Raw genomic sequence first — 17,766 nt, 5'->3', positions numbered from 1 at the left:
GTCCACTCAAAAGGAATGAGCGCGCCAATGTCTGACGCGAATGCATATTCTGTGCTTTTTGAACCGGTCAAGATTGGGCCGGTTACGGCAAAAAACCGGTTCTTTCAGGTGCCGCATTGTACGGGGTTGGGCCATATGCGGCCCCGTGCGGATGCAGGTGTTCGTGGGATGAAGGCGGCTGGTGGTTGGGCTGTTGTGTCCAATCAGGAGACTGAAATTCATCCGAGTTCAGACCTGTCCCCGTTCCCGGAGGGGCGGTTGTGGGATGCGCGCGATGTTCCGGCGCTCAGGATAATGACCCATGCGGTGCATGAACATGGGGCATTGGCGGCCATTCAACTGGTTCACAATGGCAATCATGCACCCAACCATCTGAGCCGGGCGCCGTTGTTGGCACCATCAGAGATGAGCGTGGATTCGGCGCTGCCCAAACATGCGCGGGCCATGGACAAGGCAGATATAAGGGAGCTACGACGCTGGCACCGGGATGCAGTTTTGCGCGCCAAAGAGGCAGGTTGCGACATCGTTTATGTCTATGCGGGACATTCCATGTCGATCGCCCAGCATTTCATGTTGCCCCATATGAACCAGCGCAGCGATGAATATGGCGGGTCGTTGGAGAACCGTGTGCGGTTGACCCGGGAACTTTTGGAAGATGCGAAAGAGGCCGTCGGTGATGACTGTGCTGTTGCGCTGCGCTTTGCCATTGATGAAATGGAAGGGGCGGACGGGATGCAGGCGGCCGAAGAGGGGCGCGCCATTGTCGAGCTGCTGGCCGATCTGCCGGACCTGTGGGACGTGAATGTATCCGATTGGTCTAATGATAGCGCGACAACACGTTTCCAGCTGCAGGATGGGTATCAGAATGACTATCTGGCCTTTGTCAAACAGGTCACGCAGAAACCCGTGGTTGGCGTCGGGCGACTGACTTCGCCGGATATGATGGTGTCGATGGTGCGCAAGGGCATTGTTGATCTGATCGGGGCTGCGCGCCCCTCGATCGCTGACCCGTTCTTGCCGACCAAGATCAGGGAAGGGCGGATCGACGAAATTCGCGAATGTATCGGTTGCAACATTTGCGTGTCCTCCGACAATCTGGGCTTTCCGATCCGCTGCACCCAAAACCCCACAATGGGCGAGGAATGGCGCCGCGGTTGGCATCCAGAGGTGATCGCGCCGAAGACATCGGATGTTGAGACGTTGGTCATCGGTGGTGGACCTGCCGGGCTGGAATGCGCGATGCAACTGGCACGTCGTGGTTATGGTGTGACATTGGCAGAGGCTGGATCCGAGTTTGGCGGTCGTGTTGCGAAAGAAAGCCAACTGCCCGGCCTGTCGGCCTGGTCACGGGTGGCGGATTACCGTCTGAATGATCTGCGCCAGCGCGTTAATGTGCAAATGTTCACCGACAGCGAATTGGATGCGGATCAGGTGGCGGAACTAGGCATCGAACATGTGTTTGTTGCCACCGGGGCCAAGTGGCGTCGTGATGGGGTTGGCCGCAATACAATGCGTCATCGTCCAGTCATTGATGCCCGGGCAATGGTTTTGACCCCGGATGATATATTGGCAGGCCAAATGCCACCGGAAGGGCCGGTTCTGATCTATGACGACGACCATATCTATCTGGCAGGCGTCATCGCGGAAAAACTGTTGGCGGCAGGTTATCCGGTAATTTTTGCGACGCCGGAAAGCATTGTATCAAGCTTTACCACCACAACACTGGAACAGCACCGCATACAGGCGCGCTTGATCGAAATGGGTGCTGATATTCGCTGCAATCGGGTGCTTTCAGCGTTAACGCCGAACGGGGCGGAACTGAGCTGCGGCTACTCTGGTCACAAAACTGAAGTGCCCTGTGCCAGTACCATTCTGGTGACAGACCGACATCGGGAGACGGCGCTTTACAACACACTGAAGCCCCTGGGGCTGAAATCTCTGGAACTGATCGGTGACGCGGCCCAACCGGGATTGATCGTCGATGCGACTTTTGCTGGGCATCGCGCAGCGCGGGATTTTGAACGAAATCCAAAAGAGGCGGACAAGGATTGGTTCCGCCGGGAAATCATAGACTTGAGAGAGGCGGAGCTAAGATGATGGAACGTCCTGTTGAACTGGATGGTTTGATTGCACAACACCAACGTGGCCTTGCGATGCCGCGCGGGTTTTACACCTCTCAAGCTGTATATGACTATGACATCGCGCAGGTGTGGAACAAGAACTGGATCTGGGTTGGGCATGAATGCCAAATCCCGGATGCGGGCGATTATTTCCTGTTCGATTATGGGCAGGAATCCATCATCATCGTTCGTGATCGAGAGGGAAATGTCCGTGCCCATTTGAATGTGTGCCGGCATCGTGGATCAAGGGTTTGCACTGAGGCGTCTGGTAAGGCCCGGGTCTTTGTTTGCCCTTATCACGCCTGGACGTTTGAGTTGACAGGCAAGTTACGCGCCGGGCGCTCTATGGGGCTTGACTTTGACCCGTCTCGCTGGGGGTTGCATTCTGCACGGGTCACTGTGTTTCAAGGTCTGATCTTCGTGTGTTGTGACGCCGATACGCCAGCGCTGGAGCCGACATTGGCACAACTGGCGCCCTTTACCGCGCCATATGGCCTTGAGAATCTAAAGATTGCGCATAAGGCAGTGTATCCCGTGCCTGCCAACTGGAAGCTGGCGGTCGAGAACTACTTGGAATGTTATCACTGCGGCCCTGCGCATCAGGATTATTCACGTTCTCACAGCCTGAAATCCCCCAAGGAGATGGAGGCGCTGGCAGGTCCCTTGGCAGAACGGGCCGCAGCGGCTGGGCTGTCACCGGATGCGCTCGACCTGACCGGGGCTGCAGCTTCATCATCTAGCACCAGTGCGTATTACCGCCGCTATCCGCTTTATCCCGGCTATGATACCGGCAGTCGCGACGGTGCGGCGCTGGCGCCCTTGCTGGGCGATCTCAAAACGTTTGACGGCGGGGCCACTGATCTAGGTGTTGGGCCGCTTAGCTGGTTTTTGATCTATTCCGATCATCTGGTTGGGTATCGGTTCATTCCACGCGGTGTGCAGGAAACGGATATCGAGGTGGTCTGGATGGTGCGCGCGGACGCTGAAGAGGGGCGTGATTATAACATCAACGACCTAAGCTGGCTTTGGCATGTGACCTCTTTGGACGACGAACGAATTATCCGGCACAACCAATCGGGTGTGAATTCAAATTATTTCCAACCGGGGCCTTTGGGCGAAATGGAAACATCCATTCAGGAGTTTTATGACTTCTACCTTGATATGATTGGCCCCAAAACAGAATACAGGAGAGCCGTAAATGGCTGAAACAACAAGCAGAAACAGACGTCGGGGTGGTGGTGGACGTGCAGCGCGTATTGCGGTGCAAGAGGCCACCACGGGAAATGAGGCCGTCAAGGGCGGGTTGAGCGGTGGCAGTTACAAACCGTTGTCACAGCGGGATATGGAAAACATCCACGAAGCCGCTTTGACAGTGCTGGAACAAACCGGGTTGGCGGACCATTTCGATGAGTTGCTGGATTTGGTCCTGCCCAAAGGCGCAGTGATGAATGCGCATGGCCGCTTGTGTTTTCCGCGTGCCTTGATGGAGGATGTTCTGGCCGGTGCGGCAAAGGAATTTTACGTCTATGCCCGTGGCGAACGTGAGGGCAAGGATGACATGCACTGTCACGCCCAAAGCGTGTATTTCGCCAATTCCGGCACGGCAGTGACGACCTTTGACGCGGAAACCAAATCTTACCGCCCCTCTGACCTACGGGATGTGTATGATTTCACCCGGCTGGTCGATCAGTTGGAAAATATCCACATGTTGGGCGATACGGTTCTGGCGACCGATGTCATCGACGATTACGCCCATGACATGAATACGATCTATGCGATGCTTGCGGGCAGCCAAAAACCCGCATGTCTGACTTTCCGTGATCGCAAACATATTCCCCATGCCATCCGCCTGTTTGATCTGGCCTCGGGCGGGGAAGGCAGTTTTCTGAAAAAGCCGTCGGTTATTTTCGGCGGATGCCCAGTGGTTTCGCCTTTGCGGATCGGGCGAGAGAATATGGAAATCCTGATCGACACCGCCAAGTTGGGCCTGACGGTTGATCTGGCTGTCCCTCCGCAAGCAGGGGCGACAGCACCGGCGACACTGGCGGGAACGCTGGTGCAGACCGTGGCCGAAACGCTGGCTTGTGTGGCGATTGTCAACTTGATCACGCCGGGCTGCCCGGTTTGTTTCGCCGCCTGGCCTTTCATCACTGATTTGCGCAGCGGATCCTTTACCGGTGGCAGCGGTGAGCAGGCCCTAATTGGCGCGGCGGCCATTCAAATGGGGAACTTTTACGGCCTGCCAACATCGGTTGGTGCAGGCATGACCGATGCAAAAATTCCAGATGCCCAATACGGGTTGGAAAAGGCGCTGACCTTTAGCCTTGCCGCCCATGCGGGTGCCAATCGTTTGTGCGAGTTTGGCGGCATGATCGGGTCACTGATGGGGTGCAGTTTTGAAAGTATGGTCATCGATGATGAGGCCGGCGGCATGATCCTGCGATCCCTGCGCGGTATTGAAGTGACGGATGAGACCATGGCGGTGGATGTGATCCATCAATGTGCGCTCAATCCAGGGCATTTCTTGGGCAATCCGCACACGCTGACCTATATGAACAGCGAGTTTGTCTATCCGCAATTGATGGACCGTGAACGCACTGACACTTGGGAAAACGAAGGCAAGACTGATTTGTTAGACCGGGCCCGGGAAAAGGCCGACGGCATTCTGGGCAGTCACTTCCCCAACTATTTTGGCGCGGCTGATGCACAGGTGCGCGAAGAGTTTCCGATCATCATGACAGCGGCAGAAATGGCGGTGCGTCGTGGATAATCTAAGCACGCAATCGTGGGATAATGAACATTTCCTGCATCCGTGGGAGGGCATGGGTACGCTGGGACAAAACGGCCGTATGGTGGTTGATCGTGCCAGTGGTATCCATGTGTTTAATGAAAATGGCGAACGGCTGATTGACGGACCGGCCGGCATGTGGTGCGTGCAAGTTGGTTATGGTCGTGATGAGATCGCTGATGCGATGGCCGATCAGGCGCGGCAAATGGCCTATTTTTCGCCGTTCAGCAATACCAATTCGACGGCGGCACAGTTCGCCCGTGAAATTGCAAAACGGACACCCGGGGATCTGAACAATGTATTCTTTACGACTGGTGGATCGACGGCGGTAGATACTGCGATCCGGTTCATTCATTTCAGAAATAACCTGATCGGAAAACCGGAAAAGAAGATTATCATTTCACGGCAAAAGGCCTATCACGGATCGACTTTTCTGGCCGCGAGTGTCAGTGGCAAGGAACGCGATCGGTTGTGGTTGGATAAGGCGGATGGGCTTTCTCATTTTCTGCCCAATGTGAACCCGCTCTATCGGTCTGAGGGACAGGGCCTGTCTGACTTTCTGGAAGAAAAGGTAGCTGATCTGGAGCGCGCGATAACATCGCTTGGTCCGGATCGGGTGGCAGCGTTCATTGCTGAGCCGCTTCTGGCGTCGGGTGGTGTCATCGTGCCGCCGGACGGTTATCACAAACGCTGTCTTGAGATTTGCCGCAAGCATGATGTTCTGTATATCTCGGATGAGGTTGTAACCGCGTTTGGCCGTTTGGGGCACTGGTTTGCGTCTGAAGAGGTCTTTGGCATCCAACCAGACATAATCACCTGTGCGAAGGGCATGACCTCTGGCTATGTGCCGATGGGAGGAGCAATTATCTCTGACCGTTTAATTTCTGATGTGGCTGGGAAAGAGGCCACCTTTTCAAATGGATACACTTATTCAGGCCATCCAGTCTGCGCCGCTGCGGGTTTGAAAAGTATGGAAATCATCGACCGCGAAGGCATTCTAGAGCACGTCAGACACGTTACGCCGCTGTTTCAGGAGCGTTTACACGCGTTGCGCGACATTCCGATTGTTGCAGATACCCGTGGGATGGGATTGGTGGGCTGTGTGCAATGTTCTGTCAACGGTGGCATTGATGGCACGTTGGAAAGCGACGGCGAAATAGGCGCTATGATTGATGCCGAATGTCAAAAACGAGGCCTGATCCTGCGTCCGTTGATCAACATGTGCGTCTTTTCCCCACCTTTGGTGATTACCGAGGATGAAATCAATCAGATGTTTGACATTATGGAAGACGGGATAAGGGTGGTCGCCAGCAAATTGGGCGCCTAATTCGGGCCGAACCTTTCGCATACCCGAAAATTTTTCAGGCGCCAGAAAAGTTTGTCGTGAAAACCGGCCAAGTAATGGTATTGCAGGTAAAGTGCTGTGGGGGGTTGTCATAGACGATCCCCTTGGCATTTGGTGCATGAGTTGGTTGGGACAAATTTATGGGCGCTGAAATCACGCTTCAGGATAGTTTTGCGGCGCGGGAGCGTATCGCGGGTCGAGTTCGGATCACGCCGAGCGTGGCATCCCCAAGCTTGAGCGATGCTTCAGGCGGCGCGATCAATCTGAAGCTGGAGCAGACCCAAATCACCGGCAGTTTCAAACTGCGCGGGGCCACAAATGCGGTTCTGTCGCTGACCGAAGAACAGCGCGCCTTGGGCATTGTCGGGGTGTCCACAGGAAACCATGGCCGGGGTCTGGCCTATGCCGCCAAGCAGGCCAGCATTCGGTGCATCATCTGCATGTCAGAGCTGGTGCCGCAAAACAAGGTGGATGGGATCAAGGCGCTGGGGGCAGAGGTGCGTATCGTGGGCCGATCCCAAGATGACGCTCAGGTAGAGGTCGATAGGCTGGTATCAGAGGGGATGGTGATGATCCCGCCTTTTGATCACCCGGATATTATCGCGGGTCAAAGCACCGTCGCGCTGGAAATGCTGGAACAGACCCCGGAACTGGAGACGGTTCTGGTGCCCTTGTCTGGTGGCGGGTTAATGTCTGGTGCTGCCATGGTGATGAAATCGGTCAATCCCGCCATTCGGGTTGTTGGGGTGTCTATGGGGCGCGGCGCCGCCATGTATGAAAGCCAAATCGCCGGTAAACCGGTTTTCGTCGAAGAGGTGCCAACTCTGGCCGATTCACTTGGTGGCGGCGTCGGAATGGACAACCAATATACGTTTAAAATGGTGCGGGATTTCGTCGATGAGATCATCCTGGTTTCTGAAGCAGAGATCGCCCAGGCCATTCGCCATGCCTATTGGCAGGAGCGACAGATTATCGAAGGGTCAGGAAGCGTGGGAATTGCCGCGCTTTTGGCGGGGAAGGTCAATGATCCGGGGTGTTGTGTGGCGCTGATATCTGGACAAAATATCGATATGGATCTGCATCACCGTATTATTTCCGGCGAAGATGTGGATGTTACGGCGGAGGGATAAATGCCAGATATCAAGATCCTGACGGAATCCGAGCTGCGTCAGTTGGTTCCGCTGGATATCAATGCGATTGATTGCGTGGAGGCCGGTTTTGCGGCCTTATCTGCAGGCACAGTTGAAATGCCGCCGATCCTGTCTTTGGCGGTTCATGAAAACAATGGCGAAGTGGATGTGAAGACCGCCCACATCCGGGGGGCAGAAAGTTTCACGATCAAGATGTCGCCTGGGTTTTACGACAACCCCAAGATCGGTTTGCCGTCGACCAATGGCATCATGGTTGTGTTCTCTGCAATGACTGGTCAGGTCGAGGCCTTGTTGTTGGATAATGGTTACCTGACGGATACGCGCACGGCCGCTGCCGGGGCTGTGGCGGCGCGACACTTGGCACGGCAGGATTCCTCTACGCTTTGCGTGTTTGGATCAGGTGCACAGGCACGGTTGCAAACTGCGGCGATCCATCAGGTGCGACCCTTGTCAGCAGTCACGGTCTGGGCCCGAGATGCAGAGAAGGGCGAAGCAACGGCACGTGAAATTGCCGATGCTTTGGGTGTTCCGACGTCGTTTAGCAGTGATGCAAAAGGCGCGGTTGGCGCCTCAGACATGATTGTAACCACCACACCCGCCAAAGAACCGCTGATACTGGTAGATTGGGTGGGTGCCGGGCAGTTGATCATCGCAATGGGATCGGATCAGGAAGGCAAGTTCGAACTGGATCCAGCCCTGATCGCACAGGCCGATCATTACATCCCTGACCGTTTAGCGCAGACAAAGGTGTTGGGGGAGGCCAGAGCCGCAATCGAGGCTGGCCTTGTTTCACCTGACGCAGAGTTTTTTGAACTTGGCGATGTCGTTGCCGGGAAGTTGCCCGATTATAATGCTGCCAACAGCCTGACGATCTGTGATCTGACCGGCACCGGCGTTCAGGATACTGCCATTGCAACACTTGCCCGCCAACGTGCCCAGACTGCCGGGTTGGGGTCAACATTTACCAGTTAAGGGATCACACAATGCCAACACCAGTATTGCATTTTTCCAAGGATGAATTTTTGGCCCGATTGGACAAGACCCGGGCCGAAATGGCGCGGTGCGGGATTGATACCCTGATCGTGACGGACCCGTCGAATATGAACTGGCTGACCGGCTATGATGGCTGGTCGTTCTATGTGCATCAATGTGTGGTCGTGGGCCCGACGGGGGAGCCGATCTGGTACGGGCGAGGGCAGGATGCCAATGGTGCATTGCGAACATGTTACACTGATCCGTCCAATATCATCGGCTATCCCGATCATTATGTTCAGTCCACCGAACGCCACCCCATGGATTATCTGTCAGCGCAGTTAATCGACCGCGGGTTGGGGGGCGGCACCATTGGTGTGGAGATGGACAATTACTGGTTCACCGCCGCGGCTTATGCATCGCTGAAAAAACATCTGCCCAATGCGCGATTTACAGATGCCAATGGTCTGGTGAATTGGCAACGGGCGGTAAAATCTGAGGCCGAGCTGACCTATATGCGTCAGGCCGGCAAGATCGTTGAAAAGATGCATCAGCGTATCTTTGAAAAGGCAGAACCGGGGCTGCGCAAATGTGATCTGGTGGCAGAGATTTACGATGCCGCGCTGCGTTATGATCCCTCGATCGGGGCGGGCGGGGATTACCCCGCTATTGTACCTTTGCTGCCCTCAGGTTCGGACGCAGCAGCGCCGCATCTGACATGGGATGATGCGCCGATGAAGGCGGGCGAAGGCACGTTTTTCGAAATCGCGGGCGTCGTGCATCGATATCATTGCCCCTTATCTCGCACGGTGTTTTTGGGAAAACCCACCCAGACCTTTCTGGATGCGGAAAAGGCCGTGCTGGAAGGGATGGAAGCCGGACTGGAAAAGGCCCGCGTCGGCAATACCTGCGAAGACATTGCCATCGCCTTTTTCGACGTGTTGAAAAAATACGGGATCGTCAAAGACAACCGCACCGGATATCCAATTGGCGTATCCTACCCTCCGGATTGGGGCGAACGCACAATGTCGTTGCGCCCGGGCGACAAATCCCCGTTGGTGGAAAACATGACCTTCCACTTCATGACCGGTCTGTGGATGGAGGATTGGGGTTTTGAAATTACTGAAAGCATCCGCATCGGTCAGAACGGGCCAGAATGCTTGTCAAATGTTCCGCGCAAGATGGTGGTGAAGTATTAAGGCCCATCGACACGGGATGAGCAATCATTAGAGCGCCTAACGGGGTGTTATTGCGGCGATCATAGCTTCAAGATGGCTGTATACAGGCAGTCAATTTTGCAGCGATTGCGGTGGGGCCTATCAAAATTCCCGGCCTTACCGTGATGGGTTTCAACATCCAAGACTGCAGGTAAATGTGCCTTGGTCTTTTTCATGGCATGCAACGCATCCTCGTCCATTCGTCATGCCCTCGAGATTTGGATATTTTTCTAGCCAGATAAAAGTAGTGCGGCTCTTGCGGGGTTTATCGACATCTTTGACGTCTTTAACCTGTTTGATGAACGTTCTCTGATCTTGTTCTGTGCACTGATCTTTACCGCCATTGCTTGTATTCTTATGGGGGCTGGCATTCCAACAGTGCCCCTCTATATCATCCTTTCGGCGATCATAGCCCCGGCATTGGTTGACTTCGGTGTTCCGCTTCTTGCGACGCATTTCGCGGTCTTCTATTTCGGTCTTCTGTCAGACTTAACGCCACCTTTGGCGCTCGCGGCCTTCGCTGCAGCGGGTCTGGCAGGTGCCGATCCGATGCATACCGGCGGAATTGGGTTCAGACTATCTATCGCTAAGCTTCTGGTGCCCTTCATGTTTGTTTACACGCCGGCATTGCTGTTCATCGACTTCGAACCACTTGCGTTCACCATCGCACTATCAAGCGGAATATTGTCAATTCTTGCAATTTCAAGCGGGTTCACCGGGTATTTCGCGGCAAATCTCAACCCACTTTTGCGCGCGGCACTCCTCTTTATCGGGGTCAGCCTGATATTTGGGTCGGGAATTTTCTTAATCATTGGTGGTGGTGCGATTGTCGCTATTCTCGGTCTGAACGTAAAGCAGGGAAGATCGGCGACAGTTTAGGGGTTTGAGTGGCATCAAAACATAGTGGTGCCACACTGAGCTACTCGATTGGCTTTCTTTTGTCGTGTTCTCTCTACTATCTTGTCCGCTTCTGGAACGTAGTCGTCAATCAATTCATCGATTTTTTGGTCCAGTGTGCGAAGTAATGTTTGATCTGTATAATTTAGATAATGAGGCAATGTGAGGGAACCTGACCTGCCCCCCGAGGCTCCCTCATTCATAACGAGAGTTTGCGGGTTTGGATTTCATATTCCTCGGTTTCAGTTTGGGCAAGCGCGTCGTGCGCGGAGCCCTCAAGTTGCTCAAGCGCTCGGCGCGCTTCGGCAGGTGTTTTGTTTCCTAATGACGAGTGCGGTCTGACGAAGATGCGATCGTCGAAGAGTGGCGCGGCGAAAATGCGTTAGTACCGTATCAATGGCGTTCGATCTGATGGCAAAATGTTGGCTTTTCTCGGGAAAACAATCTTGACCGATAATCTGAAAGAAGCCGTCGCCAAGATATTCCGATGTCTGCTTGCAGAGACTTACAAATGCATTGTGTGCTTGCAGCGGATGTCCACTTCCTAGCTTGCATGCAACGCGTTCAACACTAATCGATATAGTTTCTCGGACTATCTTTTGAAGACTGTTAGTAGAATGGTTGCCTAAGTGTTCGGCAAAGTCCTCTATTGCTTGAATATCACACTTGGAATCGTTGTCGTACTGCTTACGTAGTGCTTCCGTAAATCAAAATGAGAAAAATCGCCAATTATCGAAAATCTGTAAGGAATTGAATTATAATGATGATTTGGCTCCGGCGGTAGGGATCGAACCTACGACCAATTGATTAACAGTCAACTGCTCTACCGCTGAGCTACGCCGGAACACGGGGGCTGATATAACCGGGCTATGCTGCCGCGTCCAGAGGGATTTGGCAGAATTTTTCGGGAAAATTCACCCTTCGGTTATTTTGAATTTACTGGTTGGGGTGGGGGTGTCTGTGCAGGTGACGTGATCCTTGGCCCACAGGTCGATCAGGTGGGCAAAGACATTACGGGCAGCGGCGGGCATCAGGCGTTCTGGCGTGTCGGTGTAGATGCGATCGGCGATGTCTTTGGCGCTGAGCGGGGTCTCTGACAGGGCGTCCAATATCTGCGTGCCGCGCGACCTGCGATGATCCAGAAGCCATTCGGCGCGGTCTTTGCCGTTCTCGATCATGGCGCCGTGACCAGGCAGGTAGAGCGTTTCGGAGCGCGTCAGCAAGCGCTCGCAAGAGGCCATGAAATGGGACAGATCGCCATCTGGGGGGGAGACGAGAGAACTGGCCCACCCCATGACCAGATCGCCGGAAATCAAGGCGTGGTCCAGGGCAAAGCACATGTGATTGCCAAAATGGCCTGGGGTCCAGAGCGCCTCTATCTGACCACACCCGAAGTTCAACTGTGCAGAATCGGCCAGTATCTGATCCGGTGAGAAATCGGTATCGATCCCTTCGCCGCCGCCGATATCGGTGATGCGGGCCAGTTCGGCCATATGCGGGGCACGGCCCGAGGTGCTGTTGCCATAGGCCATGATCGGTGCCCCGCTGAGTTTGGACAGGCGTGGGGCCAGGGGGGAGTGATCCTTGTGGCTGTGGGTGATCAGGATCGCCTCTATCCTGGCGCCTTGGGTGGCTGCCAATATGGCGCTTAGATGCGCATCCATGTCTGGGCCAGGATCCACCACGACCACAGGATCGGTTCCCAGCAGAAATGTATTGGTGCCCCAATAGGTCATCGGGGCTGGGTTAGGTGCCAGAAGGCAACGAATGCCTGCAATAACTTCCTGCGCAATGCCCGCGATGGGTTGTGTCTGTGCCTTGGTCATGTTCCTGCTTTTCGAATGATCATTCCCAAGTTACGTTTCTGACATGAATTTCAACTGGCTCAAGATATTTATGCCCCGGAGCCTATATGGCCGGGCGGCGCTGATCCTGATCATGCCGATTGTCACCATCCAGTTGGTGGTGTCTGTCGTATTCATCCAAAGGCTTTACGAAGACGTAACACAGCAGATGACGCAGAACGTTTTGTTTGAGCTGCGGTTTCTGCTGGATGAGATTGCAGATGCGCCGACCCGGCAGGATGCTGATCAGGTTTTGGAACAGATTGCGGTTCCGATGGCGATTCAGGCCGGGTTTGATCAGCCCGTTCCAGATGATGACACGCGGATGGTTTATGATTTGTCGGGCCGTGTGATCATTGAAACCTTACGTCAGGGGTTGCTGGGCGTGGGTGGCATTGATCTGATGACAGATGACAAGGCAGTTCGTTTTGGTATTGCCACGCAACATGGATCTTTGGCGATCGAGTTTCCGCGCCGCCGTGTTTCGGCCAAGAACCCGCATCAGTTGCTGGTTCTGATGATCGCCACCGGCGTGTTCATGACAGCGATTGCTTATCTGTTTTTGCGCAATCAGCTGCGTCCGATCCGGCGGCTGGCCCGCACGGCAGAAGCCTTTGGCAAGGGGCAGACGCTGCCCTATCACCCGTCCGGGGCAACTGAGGTGCGGGCGGCGGGGCGGTCCTTTCTGGAAATGCGGGCGCGGATAGAGCGGCAGATTGAACAGCGCACCCTGATGTTATCAGGCGTCAGTCATGATCTGCGGACACCGTTGACACGGTTGCGGCTAGGGCTGTCGGTCATGGATGAGGGCGAGGAGATCGATGCCCTTCGCCGCGACATTGATGAGATGGAGGCGCTGTTAAACGGGTTTCTCAACTTTGTGCGCGGTGATGCCATGGACGAGATTGAAGATGTGGCCCCTATCACGCTCGCCCATCATGCGGTGGAAGAGGCGCAGCGGGCGCAAAAGAATGTCGTGATGGGCAATGTGGTGGGGCAGGATGACCCTGTTCAGATGCGGCGTACGGCCGTTATCCGGGCCTTGGACAATCTGATCGGAAATTCGGTGCGTTATGGCGCGCGGGCGGAGTTGAGCGTGGTCGTGACCAGTCGTTCGGTCAGATTCATTGTCGAGGATGATGGCCCAGGCATTCCGGCAGACCAACGCGATGAGGCGTTAAAGCCCTTCGCCCGGCTGGAAGAGGCACGCAATCAGAACAAGGGCTCTGGCGTTGGATTGGGGTTGTCCATTGCCGCCGATATCGCCAGGGGTCACGGCGGAGATTTGATACTGGGTGACAGCGACAAACTGGGCGGGCTGCGGGCGGAGTTGCGTCTGGCGTACTGAGTTTGCGACCTCAGACAGCACACCTGTTGTGCATCCGGGCACAGATACCGTGCTGACACGAATGTGTAACGCGCCTGCCGGTCAGACTATATAATGAGGACAGAAATGGAGATGACCATGTCCTTTAGACCAATCGCTGCCGAAACCCTGGCCCAACCAACGATGGAGGGGGCTTGTGTCAAACTGCACCGCGCCTTTGGCTTTGGCGAGCCAGAACTTTTTGATCCATTCCTGCTGTTTGATGATTTTCGCAATGATCGGCCCGAAGATTTCATGGCCGGTTTCCCATGGCATCCGCATCGCGGGATCGAAACCATCACCTATGTTTTGGATGGCACGGTCGATCATGGCGACAGTCTGGGCAATACCGGCACGTTGGGGGCCGGGGATGTTCAGTGGATGACTGCCGGGTCAGGTATCATGCATCAGGAGATGCCCAATGGGAATGCCAAGGGGCAAATGCATGGGTTTCAACTGTGGGCCAACCTGCCAGCCAGTCTGAAGATGACAGCGCCGCGCTATCAGGACGTGGAAGGTAAAGACATCCCGGAGATCATTGATGATGATGGCACCCGGGTGAAGGTGATTATCGGGGAATTTTGGGGTCAGCGTGGTCCGGTCGATGGCATCGCCGCTGATCCGCAATATCTGGATATCTATGTGCCTGCGGGCGTGCGGAAGACCTTCAAGGTCGACACGTATCGCCATGCCTTTGCCTATGTGTTTGACGGGACCGCTAATTTTCGGGATGCGTCGGCGCCGGTTGGGGTTCTGGTGGAAAAGGAGTTTGCCGGGCAAGAATTGAACCTGCGAGACATGTCAGGCAACCGGACGCTGATCCGATTTGACACAGGCGATGAGGTCACCGTGCAGGCGGGCCCTGACGGTGTGCGGTTTTTGTTGATATCTGGCGCGCCTTTGCGTGAACCGGTGGCGTGGCATGGCCCAATTGTCATGAACACGAAGGCAGAGCTGCATCAGGCGATGCGTGACCTGCAGACTGGTAATTTCATAAAGTAACGGATTGCGGGCCTATCAGGCGTCTTGTTGTTCCGGATCTTCGGGTTCATCGACATGGGCCCAACGGGGGTCCTCACCAGCAGAAGGCAGCTCTGCCGGGTCGACATTCTGATGCAGGTGCGTTTTGGAGATGAACAATGCCGCAATCGGGGCGGTCATAAACAAGAAGATGATGATCAGAACTTCATGCACCGATATGACATCCACAACAAAGAGGTCATACAGGACAGAGGCGACAAGCACGCTGCCGACGCCAAGTGTCGAGGCCTTGGTCGGGGCATGAAGGCGCGCCATTGGGTTGTCTAGTTTCAACAAACCATAAGACCCGGTCAGACCAAAGAGACCACCGACAACGAGGAATACGGATATCAGAATTTCGCCCAGCATCTCTGGTTCCTATTCAATAATATTGCCGCGCAGCATGAAACGCGCATAAGCGACGGTAGAGACAAAGCCCAGCATGGCAATGATAACGACGGATTCAAAGTAAACCTCTGTCCCATGTAGAATGCCAAACAGCAACATCAGTGCGATTGCATTGATCACCATGGTATCAAGCGCCAGAACCCGGTCGCCCATATGCGGGCCCTTGACCACACGCACCAGACAGCACAACAGGCCGATGCCAAAACATCCCATGGCGAAGGTGATAGCCAGTGTCATCATTCGAAAATCTCCATCAGGCGGCGTTCGTATCGAGATTTGATCTCCTCACGCACACCATCAGGATCTTCGGTATGCAGGCAGTGGACCAGCAGGGTATGGCCGCCCGACGACAAGTCAGCAGACACGGTGCCTGGGGTCAGTGTGATCGTACTGGCCAGCGCGGTGATTGCCTCTGGCCGTTTGACATCCAACGGAATGTCGATCCAGTGCGATTGGATTTGGTCATTGGGTTTGAACAGAACGATCATCGCGACCTGCACATTGGCAACCAGAATATCCCAGATCACGATCAGGATGTATTCAACGATCATTTTCGGGTTTCTCAGCCGTGGCCGACTGGGCCAATAGGGCGCGGTTATAAAGGGAATGACCAGACCCAGGATCAAGCCAAAAAGCAGCGAGTTCAGCGAAAACCGGTTGACCAGCGCGAGCCAGGTAACGGTCAGAAGGACAGTCATCACAGGGTGCGGAACAAGCCGTCTGGGCATCTGTTTCATTCATGGCCTCCATCGATCTGGGGCGCTGCGTTGCTTAGGACCGCATTGTTATACAGTTCAGGATGATACAGCTGATCCGAGGTGCCGGACAGGTAATCCGTGATTGGTCCGGCAAAGATGGTCAGAATGACCAGCGGTGTGAGGATGGCAAAGCCGGACACAAGCGACAGGCCAGAGGCCGGGGGTGTGGGGTCAGCCTCTGGATCGGGGTCGCTGACTTTCCAGAACACGATGGTGCCGGCCCGGGCAAATCCCATGATTGCAATCAGGGACGAAATCAGGATGACTGCCCAGATGATGCCCATGGATGCGGCGTCACGGCTGGCATCCAGAACCAGCAATTTGCCCAGGAAACCCGATAGCGGTGGCATTCCGGACATGCCGATCGCAGCGGCAAAGAAGATCGACGCAATCAGCCCGTTTTGCGGTATGGGCGGGGCAGACACGATGTTGTCGTCGGTTTCACCGCGGCCACTGCGGGTGACATCGACAATCACAAACAGCGCCGCCGTGGCAAAGGTAGAATGCAACATGTAATAAAGCGCCGCCGTGGTCGCTTGCGGGGTGAACAGCGATATGGCGATCAAAAGCGTGCCCATAGATCCGATGGCTGCAAAGGCGACCAGTCGCGCCAGACTATTGGCCCCCAATACACCGATCATACCGAAGCCGAGGGTCAGCAAAGCGGCAGGTAACAACCAGACATCGAAACTGCCAGCAATGCTGTCCAGTTCCGGCGGAAACACCAGCGTGTACATGCGGATGATCGAATAGGCGCCGACTTTGGTCATGATCGCAAACAGGGCCGCCACAGGGGCCGAGGCGTTGGCGTAGCTTTCCGGCAACCAGAAATGCAGCGGCAAAAGCGCCGCTTTGACGCAGAACACCAAGAGCAGCATGACAGAGGCCACCCGGATCAGCGCGTTGTGATCGGGGCCCAGTTCCGCAACCTTTATCGACAGGTCGGCCATGTTAAGCGTGCCAGTGACGGAATAGATCGTGCCCAATGCAAACAGGAACAGCGTCGAACCCAAGAGGTTATAGATCACATATTGGGTGCCAGCCCGCATCCGCCGGGCCCCACCCGAATGGATCATCAGCCCGTAGGAGGCGATCAAAAGGACCTCGAAAAACACGAATAGGTTAAAGGCGTCACCGGTCAGAAACGCCCCCAGAACGCCCATCAGTTGAAACTGAAACAGGGCATGGAAATGTTTGCCCCGGCCGTCCCAGCCAGACCCAATGGCGTAAAGCTGTACCAGAAACGCCAGTACCGTGGTCAGGACCAGCATCATCGCCGCCAGCCTGTCCAGGACCAGGACGATCCCAAAGGGCGCGGGCCAGTTGCCCAGCTCGTACACCTCGATCGTGCCGCTGTTGGCGCGCAGCATCAGCCCGACCGAGATCAGGACCAATGCAATGGTCCCTGCAAGGCTGAACACCCGTTGCAGCAGCAGGTGGTGGCGGAACATCAAAACCGTCAGTGCCGCCAGGATCGCCGGAAGGACGACAGGAACAATCAGCCAATGGTTCATGAATTATTCTCCGGCGTCGTATCATCGGCAGTGACCGCCATGTCGACATGATCGGTTCTGGACGACAGATAGGCGCTGATCGACACCATCACGATCACGGCGGTCATGCCAAAGGAAATCACAATCGCCGTCAAAACCAGCGCCTGGGGCAGGGGATCTGTGTAATCGGCCGGGTTGATCTTGTAGTGGTCCTGTAAAATCGGGGGAAGGTTCACGGCCAGCCGACCTGATGCAAACAGGAACACGTTCACCGAATATGACAGCAGTGACAGGCCCAGAATAACCGGGAAGGTCCGTTTGCGCAGGACCAGATACACACCAGCGGCGGTCAAAAGGCCAATTGCGCTTGCGACGAGCAATTCCATG

The 17,766-nt window shown here is 55.1% G+C and carries 16 protein-coding genes, 1 tRNA gene and 1 pseudogene; 10 read left to right on the top strand and 8 right to left on the bottom strand.

Annotation, left to right across the window (positions count from 1 at the left end):
* Positions 1–27: 27 nt before the first annotated feature.
* The 8 genes from AC2D8P_RS02155 (at position 28) to AC2D8P_RS02120 (ending at position 10,472) form a co-directional block, all read left to right on the top strand.
* The gene (locus tag AC2D8P_RS02155; RefSeq protein WP_484700036.1) at positions 28–2,097 is read left to right on the top strand and encodes an oxidoreductase; all 2,070 of its coding nucleotides are present in this window, start codon (positions 28–30) and stop codon (positions 2,095–2,097) included.
* Positions 2,094–3,326, top strand: coding sequence for an aromatic ring-hydroxylating oxygenase subunit alpha (locus AC2D8P_RS02150; RefSeq protein ID WP_484700034.1), 1,233 nt, complete (start codon positions 2,094–2,096; stop codon positions 3,324–3,326). Before AC2D8P_RS02155 ends, AC2D8P_RS02150 begins: the two co-directional genes overlap by 4 nt.
* Entirely contained in the window at positions 3,319–4,890 is a 1,572-nt protein-coding gene (locus tag AC2D8P_RS02145) for a trimethylamine methyltransferase family protein (RefSeq protein ID WP_484700032.1), read from the top strand. Before AC2D8P_RS02150 ends, AC2D8P_RS02145 begins: the two co-directional genes overlap by 8 nt.
* Entirely contained in the window at positions 4,883–6,235 is a 1,353-nt protein-coding gene (locus tag AC2D8P_RS02140) for an aminotransferase (RefSeq protein ID WP_484700030.1), read from the top strand. The genes AC2D8P_RS02145 and AC2D8P_RS02140 overlap by 8 nt, the downstream gene beginning before the upstream one ends.
* A gap of 158 nt (positions 6,236–6,393) precedes the next feature.
* Positions 6,394–7,383 (top strand): hydroxyectoine utilization dehydratase EutB, encoded by a 990-nt coding sequence (eutB, locus tag AC2D8P_RS02135; RefSeq protein WP_484700028.1) that lies wholly within the window; start codon positions 6,394–6,396, stop codon positions 7,381–7,383.
* The gene (locus tag AC2D8P_RS02130) at positions 7,384–8,376 is read left to right on the top strand and encodes a cyclodeaminase (RefSeq protein ID WP_484700026.1); all 993 of its coding nucleotides are present in this window, start codon (positions 7,384–7,386) and stop codon (positions 8,374–8,376) included. It abuts the gene before it with no gap.
* 11 nt (positions 8,377–8,387) lie between these two features.
* Complete coding sequence (gene doeA, locus AC2D8P_RS02125) at positions 8,388–9,575, top strand: ectoine hydrolase DoeA (protein ID WP_484700024.1); 1,188 nt, start codon at positions 8,388–8,390, stop codon at positions 9,573–9,575.
* Between the two features lie 396 nt (positions 9,576–9,971).
* Entirely contained in the window at positions 9,972–10,472 is a 501-nt protein-coding gene (locus tag AC2D8P_RS02120; RefSeq protein ID WP_484700022.1) for a TRAP transporter large permease subunit, read from the top strand.
* Between the two features lie 217 nt (positions 10,473–10,689).
* On the opposite strand, the pseudogene AC2D8P_RS02115 reads toward AC2D8P_RS02120, so the two are convergent.
* The 3 genes and pseudogenes from AC2D8P_RS02115 to AC2D8P_RS02105 all read right to left on the bottom strand — a co-directional run.
* Positions 10,690–10,833 (bottom strand): annotated as a pseudogene (locus AC2D8P_RS02115) (IS3 family transposase); the annotation flags it as partial.
* Between the two features lie 426 nt (positions 10,834–11,259).
* Positions 11,260–11,334, bottom strand: a tRNA-Asn gene (locus tag AC2D8P_RS02110).
* Positions 11,335–11,404: 70 nt separating this feature from the next.
* Positions 11,405–12,316 (bottom strand): MBL fold metallo-hydrolase, encoded by a 912-nt coding sequence (locus tag AC2D8P_RS02105; RefSeq protein ID WP_484700020.1) that lies wholly within the window; start codon positions 12,314–12,316, stop codon positions 11,405–11,407.
* 70 nt (positions 12,317–12,386) lie between these two features.
* Here AC2D8P_RS02105 and AC2D8P_RS02100 point away from each other — a divergent pair, with 70 nt between their 5' ends.
* Together AC2D8P_RS02100 and AC2D8P_RS02095 are read left to right on the top strand one after the other, a co-directional pair.
* Positions 12,387–13,682, top strand: coding sequence for an ATP-binding protein (locus AC2D8P_RS02100; RefSeq protein ID WP_484700018.1), 1,296 nt, complete (start codon positions 12,387–12,389; stop codon positions 13,680–13,682).
* A gap of 117 nt (positions 13,683–13,799) precedes the next feature.
* Positions 13,800–14,702, top strand: coding sequence for a pirin family protein (locus AC2D8P_RS02095; RefSeq protein ID WP_484700016.1), 903 nt, complete (start codon positions 13,800–13,802; stop codon positions 14,700–14,702).
* Between the two features lie 15 nt (positions 14,703–14,717).
* Here AC2D8P_RS02095 and AC2D8P_RS02090 read toward each other — a convergent pair whose 3' ends face one another.
* From AC2D8P_RS02090 to AC2D8P_RS02070, 5 genes are read right to left on the bottom strand one after another with little or no spacing between them, the layout of a single operon-like run.
* Positions 14,718–15,089, bottom strand: a complete 372-nt coding sequence (locus AC2D8P_RS02090; protein WP_484700014.1) for a Na+/H+ antiporter subunit G — start codon at positions 15,087–15,089, stop codon at positions 14,718–14,720.
* 9 nt (positions 15,090–15,098) lie between these two features.
* Entirely contained in the window at positions 15,099–15,368 is a 270-nt protein-coding gene (locus tag AC2D8P_RS02085) for a K+/H+ antiporter subunit F (protein WP_484700013.1), read from the bottom strand.
* Positions 15,365–15,856, bottom strand: a complete 492-nt coding sequence (locus tag AC2D8P_RS02080; RefSeq protein ID WP_484700584.1) for a Na+/H+ antiporter subunit E — start codon at positions 15,854–15,856, stop codon at positions 15,365–15,367. The genes AC2D8P_RS02085 and AC2D8P_RS02080 overlap by 4 nt, the downstream gene beginning before the upstream one ends.
* 5 nt (positions 15,857–15,861) lie before the next feature.
* Positions 15,862–17,400, bottom strand: coding sequence for a monovalent cation/H+ antiporter subunit D (locus tag AC2D8P_RS02075; protein WP_484700012.1), 1,539 nt, complete (start codon positions 17,398–17,400; stop codon positions 15,862–15,864).
* Complete coding sequence (locus AC2D8P_RS02070) at positions 17,397–17,765, bottom strand: Na+/H+ antiporter subunit C (protein ID WP_484700011.1); 369 nt, start codon at positions 17,763–17,765, stop codon at positions 17,397–17,399. The genes AC2D8P_RS02075 and AC2D8P_RS02070 overlap by 4 nt, the downstream gene beginning before the upstream one ends.
* Position 17,766: the final 1 nt, after the last annotated feature.

This window comes from Roseovarius sp. YIN77 (assembly GCF_057219155.1).
This window is presented reverse-complemented; position numbering and strand designations above follow the sequence as displayed.